This window comes from Nonomuraea sp. NPDC049695 (genome assembly GCF_040674955.1).
GTDB lineage: Bacteria > Actinomycetota > Actinomycetes > Streptosporangiales > Streptosporangiaceae > Nonomuraea > Nonomuraea helvata.
On record NZ_JBFANV010000165.1, the window covers coordinates 1 to 11,522 of the forward strand.

The following is an 11,522-nucleotide window of genomic DNA, read 5'->3' on the forward strand; positions in this document are numbered from 1 at the left end:
TGCCGCCCCGGCCGGGTGACGACCCCACCAAGCTCAGGAGCAACGCCACCGGCCCGTTCCAGGGCCTGATCGAGTCGGCCCGCGACGCCGCGCAGAAAGAGGTGCTGCCCGGCGACGACCGCGTCTCCTGCCGCAAGAAGTGGTTGCAGAAGGTCATCATCATGTCCGGCGGGCCGCTGATGAACTTCGTGCTCGCGTTCGTCTTCTCCACCATCCTGCTGGTCGGCATCGGCCTGCCCGTCGATGCCCCGATCGTGTCGCCCGCCACCAGGACGTGCGTGATCCCCGTCTCCGAGCAGCGCGCTGCCTGCGAGCCCGGCGACCAGCTCACCCCGGCCGCGCAGGCGGGCCTCAAGCCGGGCGACCACATGGTCTCCTTCAACGGCCAGAAGATCGGCTCCTGGGACGACGCCGTCGGCCTGGTCCGCTCCCACGGCCCAGGCCCGGTCAAGCTCGGCATCGTGCGCGACGGCAAGCCGACGACGTTCGACGTCACGCTCATCGCCCAGGACCAGCCCAATCTCCAGGACCCGAAGAAGATCGACAAGCACGTCATCGCCAAGGTGCTGCCGCTGACGTACGCGGCGGCGTTGGTTATGATGATCACGGCGGGCCTGCTCGTCTACGCCGACCTGGTCAACCCGCTCACGCTCACCCGCTGAGGCCTGCCGTGCCAGTGCTGGAGCGGCTGCGCCGGCTCTGTATCCCGCATGTCGCGGTCGAACCGACGATGATGTGTCCGTCTTCGCTGATTGCCACCGCTGTTACGGGTTTGGGGACGTGCAAGTCGGGACCAATTTGCTCGCGGGTGACAAGCTTCCGCATGCGGACCGTCTGATAGCCGATGGTCACAGCGATGGGTCGACCGTCCACGGTGGCGGCGACCGCTTCGGTGACTCTGGTAGGAAGGTCGTCAGGCACGTTGCCCGTGGCCACGTCCCATATCGTCTTCCACCTCAGCCGGCTCGCCGTGGGGCCGCCACTCACGCCCTGCGATCGCTAACCGCCCCGGCTGTTCACGCTTCCTGGCGTCCACGCTGATGACCGGTTCCGCGGCATCTTGATGCCGCATGATCTGCTCGTTGATGTAGCGGAACTGGGCGTCCCGGTCTGAGTGCTGCGCACCTTCCAGGATTTGGCGGTGCCCTGCAGCCTGCCGCGCACTCGCCGGGCGAGGCTGCGCGCCATCTGCGCCGGCGCCGCCCTCCGTGCCCCGCTGGTCCCGGCGGTAACGCTCGCTCAAGGCCGGGTGGGTCGAGTATGGACTTCCTCTGGGCACCGTCCGGCATAGGTGGAGCGGCACTCCATGAACTGGCGATCCCGTGAACGGCCGCGCGTGATCGGGATGGGAAGTGGGGGAGGGGCTCCAGTCATTGGACACGGCTGGGTTGCTCACGGAAGTCGAGGCGTTCCACTGCCTGCCTGGAGAAGCCGCCGGCCATGAGTCATGTGCGCTCGTCCTCGTCTGTTGGATGAGCTCCTCGACGAACTCATCCGCCGCGCAGGCGGACCTGAACGCCGCCGGCACGTGTGGGCCGATGCATCTCCAGGAGGGCGCTTCTGACGGGAGGTGTTCGGCAGTACGGCGATGCGCGCAGGCTCGTGGTCCTGGGCGCGAACGAGGCGATGTACATCGTGTTCGAGGAGGAGAACTGCTGGGAAGCCATGGGACGGACAGCCATCGTTGCGGTACGCGAGAAGACACGTCCGAATCGCCTGATGAACGCTATACACCGTGGCCCGGTCGCTTGACGGATTCGGACATCGCCTCAACGCGATAACGTCTCGTTGACCCGGGGAGACACCGTCGGCGAGTCCTCGCTGTCTCGGGGGCTCGCCGACTGGTGGAAAGGGGCAGGGCTGCTCGGCCTCTCATCATTTCGGCGTGTTCGCTCAGCATCCCACCTGTCGTTCGAAGGTGGAGCGCTCTCTCGTCTGAGGAGCGGAATGGCGGCACTTGCCGCCGGGACCCGGTCCGGCACCGGGAAAGGAATGTGATGTCAGAGATCTTGATTGTCGGTGGCGGTTTCGCGGGAGTGTGGAGCGCCGCCGCGGCCGCCAGACTGCGAGCCGGAAGCGATCTGCGGATCACTCTGGTCGCGCCCGGTGACGACCTGGTGCTGCGGCCACGCCTGCACAGGCTGGACGCCGACTGGTCCCGCGTGCCGTTGAAGCGGTTCCTGGATCCCATCGGTGTCACTCACCTGCGTGCGGAGGTGACCGGCATCGACACGGATGGGCGACTGGTGGATCTCGGGCACCGTTCCATCACGTACGACAGGCTTGTGCTGGCAGCGGGCAGTCGTCTCGTACGGGCGGCCATCCCGGGGGAGGAGTTCCTGTACGACATCGACACCGCCGAGGGAGTCTCCCGGCTTGCCAGCCGCCTACGGGACGCCGAGAACTTCAGCGCCATAGTCGTCGGCTCCGGCTTCGCCGGCCTGGAGATCGCCACGGAGCTGGCCGATCGCGGCAAGGTGACGTTGATCGAGCGTGCCCAGGTCGTAGCCCCCGACCTCGGCCCAGGCCCCCGGCCCGTGATCCAGGCGGCCCTGGCCGACTTGGCCATCGACGTACACCTCGGCACGACCGTCAGATCGGCCGACGCGGACGGCGTCGTCCTGGCGGACGGCCGGCAGATCCGGGCCGACGTCGTCATCTGGACAGCGGGCATGCAGGCCAGCCCCCTCACCGCGCAGATCCACGCGGAACGCGACCGCCTGGGCCGCCTGAAGGTCGACCGCCACCTACGCGTCCTCGATGACGTGTTCGCCGCCGGCGACGTGGCCGCCGCGCTCGCCGACCCCGACCACCAGGTCCTGCAGAGCTGCCAGTTCGCCACGCCCATGGGGAAGGCGGCCGGGCACAACGCCGCCGCCGACCTGCTGGGTCTTCCCCTCGTGGATTTCGCACCCGACCCGTACGTCACGTGCCTGGATCTGGGAGTCGCGGGAGCGGTCTTCACGACCGGCTGGGACCGCGAGGTTCAGTTGACAGGCCGGCAGGGCAAGGAGCTCAAAGGCACGATCCTGGATGTGATCCACCCGCCGCTCGACGACGCCGAGGAGATCCTCAGACAGGCCGGCCGGCAGAGCAATGAGGTCTCCGGCTAGCTTTCCGTCTCGAAGCGCTGCGCTGCCTGACGGAAGCTGCGCAGCTGTCGGACAACGATCTGCGGGGAGATAGAGCAGCCCCGTGGCCCACGACGTCTCTGGCAAGGTGGTCTGGCGGCACGACCGACGAGCCTGACTCGAACGAGATGGTGGGCGACGTGATGGCTGTCTCCAGCGGCGAAACTTTCGCCGGTGGGCCATTCCGCGCCTGGTTCCCCAAGACTGGGTCCGCTCTGAACCATGGGGTCAGCGGTCTGTACCGCGCGGGGTTGCACACGATCACGGTCGCCCCGGGGCTTGCGCGACTCCAGGCGCGTGCCAGGTCAGTTCGTTCCCGGCCGGGTGAAGCCCATGGGAGTGCGGCTGTAGGGAGCGATCTTGACGTCGGAGCCCGTTCTGGGCGCGTGGATCATCGTGCCCTTTTCGGGGTCGAGCACGATGCCCACATGGTCAGCGATGCCATCACCGTTGTTGTCGAAGAAGACGAGGTCCCCGGGCTGCGCGTTGCCGTCAGGGATGCGGGGCCCGCGCATCCACTGGCCGTGGGCGACCCGGGGGATGGCGGTCCCTGCGGACTCGTACGCGCGCAGTGTCAGCCCGGAGCAGTCGAAGGAGGTGGGTCCTGTCGCTCCCCACACGTATGGGTCGCCGATCTGCTTGAGGGCGTAGTCGATGACGGCCTGAGCGCGGGGGTTAGGCGCCAGGTTGTGGGCGTTCGGCGGGACAGCCAGCGAAGGCGCGCCCGCGTCGCCACCCCCACCGCCCACTCCGTTCAGGCCATACCCGTGGCCTCCGGTCGGCGCGCCGTTTCCGTTGTAGGACGCCAGCTGGGTGGTCGTGGCGCGGGGCTGGAAGTCGGGGTCGGGCACCCAGCGCATAGCGGAGTTGTTGCCTGGGATGAAGTCCTGATCACCAGGAGCGGGGATACCGGTGAAGAACTGAACCTCGCCGAGGTACTTGTCGATCTCATCGGTGGCCTGATCGAGGGCCTCGGTCGCCTTGTCCGTGTGCACCTTGGCCCGCTCGAGGGCATCGGACACCTGGGACCTGATGCTCGTCATTGAGATCGTGGTGCTGCCGGGGTCTCTGCGCTGCTCGTCCAGCCAGGCGCGCTTCTCCCCATAGATGGCTCGGACCTCGCTCTTGGCCGTCTCGAGGGCGGCCCCCGCAGCATCCAGCTTGCCGGCGCAGTTGGTCAGGGCATCACTCAGTGCCGTACCGGACTTGGGATACCTAGCCATGTAGGTGGCGAAGTTTTCGGCGGCGGCGCCGTTCCACGCGTTGTCCACCGTGCTGACTGCGCGTCTGATGACGCCAGTCTCCGTGGTGATGTCGGTGGCTAGCGTTCGCCATCGACTCGAGATCGTGGAGATCTCGGACTGGTCGCCGCTCAGCTTGTCGATGACGCGCTGGATGGGGATGAGATATTGGTCCCAGATATCCGTCACGCCTGCTCCGTTCGGGAAACGGTGGGGAGGTCGACCCGGCGGACGTTGTCGATGACTTGATGGATCGCCGCCTCGACCTTGGTCAAGTTCTGTTGGACATGGCGCATCTCGGCGTCGATCTTCGCCTCGAGGTCGTTGACGGCCTTGACGAGCTTGTCAGAAGAGCCCTCGAGGTCACCGAAACAGGTGCTGCCGACGCTCGCGGGAGCCTCGTCGGCCGCACTCTTGAACTGGTTCGCGACTCCTTTGGCCTTGGTCGCGCATTCCTCGAGCGTGTCAAAGTAGATCTCGAACCCTGCCACGTGAGTCACGCCTCTACTGTTAGATCAACGTCAATCACCCGACAATGTAACAGGGCGTTCGGGCGCTCAACGAGCAGCCCCAAGAAGGCCTTGACGGCCTGGCTGAACGCGCTGCCGGCCCGCCACGATTCCAAGGGCCCATGTGTGGCGAACCACGGCAACAAGGTGCGGGCCAACGGTAAGGTCGCGGCGGCAGCGGGGCAAGGGTGCAGGTTCCAGCCATGCCGGGCGGGCATGGCGCTGCGGATGGCATGGGCGACCAGCTCGGTCCAGTAATGGTCGCCATCACCCAGCCGACGACGGCTCTGCTGTGGCAGTCGATCCCTCCGATCAGGTGGAGAAAGCCTCGTAGCGAACTGTTCTACCCTCGATGTGGTGGCGAGCGGCTGGCCGCTAGCGATTCGTTGCGCTGGTGTAGGGCGTAGGCGATGATCGTGCCTCTGGAAGCGGTTGTCGGATGGCCGGGATCGACTCCACCCTCAAGATTGAGTTCGTCCACCGCCACTGTTTCGCCACCCGCGACAAAGCCCGCCTGGCGATCGCTACCTGGATAGCCGATTTCTACAACACCCGCCGCAGGCCCAGCGCCGACGACTGGCTGCCGCCGATCGACTACGAGCAATGCATCACAGCCGCCCCGAGCGGCCGGCAAGACGAGGGCTCAGGAGACCATCGCCGCATAGAAACGTCTCCACGCTCCCAGGGGATTGTCAGTGTCAGTATTTGATGCGGAGTGCGATAATCAAGGCGTCTTTATGTTATAGTCTACGGCGGAGATCTTGAGACCTTTGGCACAATAGGCATAAGACGAGTGGCCCACCGGCGCCCAGCCACCGAGAAACTGCTTCAGCTTTCCGACGGGGCCGCAGTAAGCGATCGCTTGGACGCGACTCGTTCCCTTATTGCAGTAGGCCTCGGCTCCCTGGGGTATTCCGTGGGTAGAGACGGCAACGCAGTCGCTCGGCGGGGGCTACGCCTGGAGTGCAGGTGATAACCGCCGCGGCCCCGAGAAGAGCCGCAAGTCCTGTGATCTTCATAGTAGAGCGCGCTATACATCCAGATCTTCTTGCCGAATCAGTCGGATGACTAGTTGGTGTGTCTGGATCGTGCGTCTGTCCAGCGGCCAGCACATGGCGGTGACGCCGATGGGCCGTCCGCCGGCCGAGCCGCGTCGGCGGGGGGCGTTGGTCGCGTGGTTCGGGGATGATGTGGCAGATTTTGCGGCGGCGTATGTAGACGCGATTGGCGCGAGAGAAGTAGGCCTTATCCGTGGCCAGGCTGTCGGGGCGGGTGCGTGGTTGCCCCGGCCCTCAATGAATGGTGGATGCGGATGCTGCCGAGCACCCGCCGGAACCGGGGGCGGTTGCGGTGCTGGCCCCGGGGTCAACACACCGACAGCGCTTGGCGGCGGCCGTCCGTCGACCTGTGGATTTTGGTGGTGAGGCCGCCACGGGGCGGCCTGGGCATTCCACGATCTGGCCCCCTTCGCCAGGCAAGCGGCCAGCACGGCCAGCACCGGATCGCCCCGGTTTGTACCGGCGGTGTCCCCCTTCCATTGACAGGTGCTGTTGTTGGCCGATCTTTCGTGCGCCGTTTGCGGGTGGCCTGCGTCGGGAGGCCGGGATTGGCCCTGGTGGATCTGTCCGTCGTCGAGGAGGTTCACCAAGGTGCCTCAGCTGGCCAAATTGCTGCGGGTACCAACCCCGGCCGACCGCAATCCGGGCCAGCCGTGGCGGCCGGACACGCCGCCACCCGCGTCGATCGACGCCGACAGGCCGTCGGCTGACATTAGGATCGGCTACGCCCGCTGGTCCGCTCATCCAGGAACTGCAGTCCCAGCTCGACGCGCTTGCCGCGCACGGGATCGGCCGCGAGAAAATCTTCGCCGAGAAGATCTCAACCCGGATGAAGGTGCGCCCGCAGTTCGAGGACGCGCTCGCCCTGGCGCGGCAGATCAAGGCGCATGCCCCGCACTGCCGGGTCATCCTGACGGTGTACGAGATGAAGCGGCTGGGCCGTGACGCCCGTCGAGCTCACTGCGCTGGCCGAGCACCAGACCCCGCACTGGCCGGCATCTACGATCCGGTATCTGACAGGCGCGCTAGCTAAAGGCCGCTGCTACGCTGCAGGTTGGGAGCGGACATGGCCCGGTCCACCATTTCTACGCACTGTGGTAACGCGAACGGAACACATGTACTGTAACGAACTCTCGACGTGCGCGGACATGCCCTTTGGTCCCTTCCACATTCATGTGTTACCGCCGTGGTGCGAGCGGCGACTAACCTTGCCACACGGCAGGACTGGCCTGGAGATTCCTCAGGAGACCCCCGAGGGGGAGGAGTGAGAGATGTGGTGGGCCCCCTCTACACACCCGGCCGGGAGCATCGGGCGATCTGATCTTCCTCAAGATCTGCCGGTCCTCGAGAGAGACGTGGTCCGGCTCGTCGTTCTCGATATATCTGATCGGTTGCTGTTGTTCCACACTCGCGATCCGACGATGCCAGAAAAGGGAATCTGGTGGGAACTCCCCGGTGGCGGGATCGATGACAACGAAGACTATGCCGACACGGCAATCCGAGAACTGAGGGAAGAGACTGGAATACAAGCCAAACGGCCACAGATCGGCATCTCCACTTGGCGGCGTAGCAGCTCATTTCGCTACCGAGGCACACGCTACCTGCAACACGAGATCGTCGTCAGCGTGCACCTCGATATCCTCGGCCCGGATATAGACGGATCGGAACGGTTGGAGTTCGAGAAAGAAGACTACTTCGGGTTTCGATGGTGGCCGATCGCCGAGGTGAAATCCAGCACAGATCAGTTCTATCCCCACAGGCTACCAGCGCTCCTGCCGGCGTTCCTCGCGCAGGAAAGCATCACCGAGCCGTTCGAACTGTGGCCCTGAACAAACGCACCAGGATCCTCGGCGCCTTCGAAGATGGCGGAGAGCAGCTCGCGTCAGGCCGGTGTCAGGTCTTCGACTGTGATGAGGTGTTGTAGCTGTTCCAGCGCGCATGCCACGTCCTGGCTGGGGGCGGCCGTGTCGATCAACTCCGCCGGTGTCACCAGCTTCGCCATGAGTGTGGTGAGCGGGTCATGTAGTTGCCACGTGACCTGCTCTCAGTGCGGCGGTGCCTTCGGACATGGCCGATGCGACTTAACGCAAGTGCGCCCTACAGGGGGTAAGGCGCTCCACATGATCGTCGAACCGCTGGTTGCGCCCGCCGATGGCGCGCTATCGGAGCCGCTGCTCGCCGAACTGACTGCGCTTACGCTGAGGCGCTGCTTGGCCGGTCGGAGGTGGATGGGCGGCTCGTGGGCATGGCGATCACGCTGGCGCACCATCCTGATCCGGCCGACCCGGACCCATGGATCGGGCTGTTGCTGATCGATGCACGGGTGCACCGCTCCGGGTACGGGCGGACGCTGGTAAGGGCTGTCGAGGAACGGTTTCGAGCGGTTGGTAGGACGGCGGTCCGTCTTGCCGAACTTGACAACAATCCGAAGGGCCTGGCCTGCTGGGCCACGCTCGGGTACGAGGTCCTCGGTCACCGCGAGGACCGGCAGCACGGGCGGCCCTGCACGGTCATGCGGAAGGAACGGTGAACCCGAGGTCCGGAGCCGGTCGAAGGCCGCGACGACCGCCGACACCATAGTGGCCGGATCAAGAAACATATGAGTACGCGCGGCCGGGAGCTTGAAGTTGCGCCGCCGTCAGCCGGCGTCCGGCATGACAGCTCTCACCCAGCCTCCGGCCGATCCGCCAGCGAGCGACGCCGACGACATCGAGCGCCAACTCCGGAGCTTCCCCCCGTGAAGAGGACACGGTTCAGGCTGCTGCGGCCAGACTATCCGCAGCTCGTTCGTACTCGGCCGGGCTGACGTGGCCGAGGGCGGAATGCCTCCTCACGGTGTTGTAGCGGTTCATCCATCGAAAGACGGCCAGGCGGGCCGTACGGATGTCCGGGAACGCCCTCGCGCCCTGGAGGACCTCCCTCTTCAGCGAGGCGTTGAACGATTCGGCGAGCGCGTTGTCCGCGCTCGTGCCCACCGCTCCGCGCGAGCGGGTCACCCCCAGTCGACGGCAGGCCGTCTCGAAGTCCTGGGAGGTGTACTGAGCGCCGTTGTCGCTGTGGAAGACGGCCCCGTCGAGACCACCGCGGTCGCGGGCCGCAGCCTCCAGCGCGTCGGTGACCAACTCCGTGCGCATGTGATCGGCGATCGACCAGCCCGGGGCCTTACGCGAGAACAAGTCGATCACGGTGGCCAGATACAGGTGCGTGCCGTCAGCGATCGGGAGATAGGTGATGTCGCCCACATACCGCTGGTTCGCCGCAGGCGCGGTGAAGTCCCGGCCGATCAGGTCCGGCACCGGTGTGGCATCCCGCGCGGGGATCGTGGTCTTGACCCGCTTGCGCAGGTGGAACCCGACGATCCTCCGTTCGCGCATGATCCGCTCAACCCTCTTGTGATTGATCGTGATGCCGGCCTTGTTCAGCTCCGTCGTCACCCGAGGCGACCCGTAGGTGCCGTCATGCTCGCGGTTGATCTTCCTCATCTTCTCGGCGAGTGCGTCTTCCTCCCGGCGGAGTTCTTCCCGCTCCGCTTTGGTGTTCTTCCACCGGTAGTACGCCGAGCGGGTCAGTTCCAGCACCCGGCACAGCCGCTTGACCCCGAAGGCCTGCGCGTGGTCCTCAACGAATTGGAAGCGACTCACCAGTTCGTCTCGCCGGCAAAAAGCTTGGCCGCCTTCCGCAGGATGTCCCGCTCCGCCTCAAGTTCACGGATCTTGGCTTTGAGCTGCTTGTTCTCGGCTTCCAGCATGTCATCGGAGCCTACGGTCCCCGGCGAGCCGGCCTGATCAGAGGCGGCCGACCGTTCGGCCGGGCGCGTGCCATGCCCGGCCGCGCGCACCCAGATACGCAGCGTCTCGCGGGCCACCCCCAGATCGTCGGCGATCGACGAGATCGTCTTCTCGGGGTGGGCCAGCACGAACGCGACCGCGTCGGCCTTGAACTCGGCCGGGTAGTTCTTCATGGCCATCAGTGACATCTCTTCCCCTGGACCACAAGATCCAGTCTCCAGAGTGTCCTGCTTCAGGGGGGAAGCCCCTCCAACGAGTTGCTGGCGGGTGATCCTCAATGAGACACCTCGAAGGGCGCGGCAAGCTCAGCCGGCATCGCGAGGCCTGCGTGAGGCAGCGGCGAAAACACCTCCAATGGACCATATTCGATGAGACAACATGCCAAGCGGACCAGGTTCAGTGAGACGGCGGTGCTGCGTGCTGTCTCACTGAACCTGGTCCGCTGCAGGCGGGACGGTTGCCCTTGGACCAGATTGGATGAGACAGGACAGTCCCGCTCCAGCCACGGTAGGACACAGCTCCCGTCGTGGTCTTCGCGAGTGCACGCGATCAGCGTGCCGTCGGCCTTGAACTTGTGGGTGGCCACGAAGGCTTGTTCGGCGTGCTTGTCCAGGGGGCGATGTAGCGCATCGACATGGTCGAACTGGCGTGACCGGTAGTGTGGAAGGCGCTCTTCCCTCCTCCAAATCCGTCGCCGGCCCTTGACGGCATCGTGTCGGGGCCACGTGGAGGATGGAACACTCTGCCGGCGCGGCGGGCTTCATGTGCCCGATCGCTGCAGCCATTGGACCAGCGCCTTCCTGACCTGGCCCGCAGACGGGAAGGTCGCCGTCCACGCGGTGTACCCGTCGGGCCGCACAAGAATGGTCGTGGCCTTGCCCAGCGGCAGCGGACGGGAGGAGCGCAGTACGCGCAGCCGGTCAGGCCAGGGGTCATCGTCCGCCGGCAGGCTCTGCGTGGTGTCGACGAGGACGAAGCGGCTGTCGCCGAGGTGCTCGTACAGCCGGCTCGCCTGCTCGCCGAGCAGGAGCGCCAGGTCGGGGACGCGGGTGCCGGCGAGCGGCGATTCGGCGACCTGATCCGGTACGGGGTAGGTGATGCTCATGCCGGCGAACATCAGCCGCAGCTCTTCCGAGACCCATGGGTGGTTGACGATCTTCGGGAAGAGGTAAGGGCGGACCGCCCGGACGGCCGCGGGCGCCTCGGCGACGCGCCGTAACGTGTCGGTCAGGCGCAGGACTGTCTTCCCGATCGGGTGGCGTTCGGAGTGGTAGGTGTCGAGCAGCCACGACGGCGCCCATCTCCCGTCGGCGGCGATCAGTTTCCAGGACAGGTTGGCGGCGTCCTGGATGCCGGTGCTCATGCCCATGGCGCCGAGCGGCGAGTGCACGTGTGCCGCGTCCCCGGCCAGGAAGACCCTGCCGACGCGGTACTCGCGCGCCTGACGGCGCTCGCTCAGGAACCGGATGGACCACCGCATCTCCGCGAGGCCCAGGTCGTCGCCCGTGATGCGCAGCAGCGCGTCGCGCACCTCCTCGACGCCTACCGGTTCCTCGATGGGCACGCCCTGGCGGGTACGGTCCCAGATCGTCGCGCGGTACCACCCGTCGCCGAAGGGGAGCAAGACCACAACGCCGTCGTCGCCCATGAACGGATCGATCGCCATCGGCAGGCCGGCATCCAACCGTGCGTCGGCGAGCAGGATCGGGGTGTCGTAAGCGTGTCCGCTGAACCCACCGACAGCAGGCGGCGCACCGCGCTGTGCGCCCCGTCGCAGCCCACCACGTAGCCGGCC

Annotated in this window: 11 protein-coding genes and 2 pseudogenes; 6 read left to right on the forward strand and 7 right to left on the reverse strand. The window is 66.1% G+C overall.

Annotated elements, in window-relative coordinates; translation table 11 throughout:
• Positions 1 to 662 (forward strand): M50 family metallopeptidase (locus tag AB0J64_RS55520; RefSeq protein WP_364046390.1); only part of this gene is annotated, 662 nt, incomplete at its 5' end.
• On the opposite strand, the gene AB0J64_RS55525 is transcribed toward AB0J64_RS55520, so the two are convergent.
• Both AB0J64_RS55525 and AB0J64_RS55530 read right to left on the reverse strand, forming a co-directional pair.
• The gene (locus tag AB0J64_RS55525) at positions 652 to 936 is read right to left on the reverse strand and encodes a hypothetical protein (protein WP_364046410.1); all 285 of its coding nucleotides are present in this window, start codon (positions 934 to 936) and stop codon (positions 652 to 654) included. The genes AB0J64_RS55520 and AB0J64_RS55525 overlap by 11 nt on opposite strands.
• Before the next feature lie 25 nt (positions 937 to 961).
• Positions 962 to 1,144 (reverse strand): annotated as a pseudogene (locus AB0J64_RS55530) (ISAzo13 family transposase); the annotation flags it as partial.
• An 853-nt stretch (positions 1,145 to 1,997) separates the two neighbouring features.
• Here AB0J64_RS55530 and AB0J64_RS55535 point away from each other — a divergent pair.
• Entirely contained in the window at positions 1,998 to 3,113 is a 1,116-nt protein-coding gene (locus AB0J64_RS55535) for an FAD-dependent oxidoreductase (protein ID WP_364046392.1), read from the forward strand.
• Positions 3,114 to 3,436: 323 nt separating this feature from the next.
• Here AB0J64_RS55535 and AB0J64_RS55540 read toward each other — a convergent pair whose 3' ends face one another.
• Both AB0J64_RS55540 and AB0J64_RS55545 read right to left on the reverse strand, forming a co-directional pair.
• A complete protein-coding gene (locus AB0J64_RS55540; protein ID WP_364046394.1) occupies positions 3,437 to 4,561 on the reverse strand; it encodes an NlpC/P60 family protein in 1,125 nt (374 codons plus the stop codon).
• Positions 4,558 to 4,863, reverse strand: a complete 306-nt coding sequence (locus AB0J64_RS55545; protein WP_364046396.1) for a hypothetical protein — start codon at positions 4,861 to 4,863, stop codon at positions 4,558 to 4,560. Before AB0J64_RS55545 ends, AB0J64_RS55540 begins: the two co-directional genes overlap by 4 nt.
• A 457-nt stretch (positions 4,864 to 5,320) precedes the next feature.
• Between AB0J64_RS55545 and AB0J64_RS55550 the strand changes: the two genes are divergently transcribed.
• Complete coding sequence (locus AB0J64_RS55550; RefSeq protein WP_364046398.1) at positions 5,321 to 5,590, forward strand: IS3 family transposase; 270 nt, start codon at positions 5,321 to 5,323, stop codon at positions 5,588 to 5,590.
• Between the two features lie 414 nt (positions 5,591 to 6,004).
• Here the strand turns inward: AB0J64_RS55550 and AB0J64_RS55555 are convergent.
• Positions 6,005 to 6,167: pseudogene (locus AB0J64_RS55555) on the reverse strand (IS5/IS1182 family transposase); the annotation flags it as partial.
• A 13-nt stretch (positions 6,168 to 6,180) separates the two neighbouring features.
• Here AB0J64_RS55555 and AB0J64_RS55560 point away from each other — a divergent pair.
• From AB0J64_RS55560 to AB0J64_RS55570, 3 genes are all read left to right on the forward strand, one after another.
• Positions 6,181 to 6,972, forward strand: a complete 792-nt coding sequence (locus AB0J64_RS55560; RefSeq protein WP_364046400.1) for a recombinase family protein — start codon at positions 6,181 to 6,183, stop codon at positions 6,970 to 6,972.
• Positions 6,973 to 7,210: 238 nt separating this feature from the next.
• A complete protein-coding gene (locus tag AB0J64_RS55565) occupies positions 7,211 to 7,768 on the forward strand; it encodes an NUDIX domain-containing protein (RefSeq protein WP_364046402.1) in 558 nt (185 codons plus the stop codon).
• A gap of 395 nt (positions 7,769 to 8,163) precedes the next feature.
• On the forward strand, positions 8,164 to 8,469 hold the full coding sequence (locus tag AB0J64_RS55570; protein WP_364046404.1) for a GNAT family N-acetyltransferase: 306 nt from the start codon (positions 8,164 to 8,166) through the stop codon (positions 8,467 to 8,469).
• Between the two features lie 223 nt (positions 8,470 to 8,692).
• On the opposite strand, the gene AB0J64_RS55575 is transcribed toward AB0J64_RS55570, so the two are convergent.
• Both AB0J64_RS55575 and AB0J64_RS55580 read right to left on the reverse strand, forming a co-directional pair.
• A protein-coding gene (locus AB0J64_RS55575) for an IS3 family transposase (RefSeq protein WP_364046408.1) occupies positions 8,693 to 9,906 on the reverse strand; the annotation gives its coding sequence in 2 pieces (ribosomal slippage) (positions 8,693 to 9,591 and positions 9,591 to 9,906; 1,215 coding nt in all).
• A 581-nt stretch (positions 9,907 to 10,487) separates the two neighbouring features.
• The coding region (locus tag AB0J64_RS55580; protein WP_364046406.1) for an FAD-dependent monooxygenase at positions 10,488 to 11,522 on the reverse strand (1,035 nt) is incomplete at its 5' end.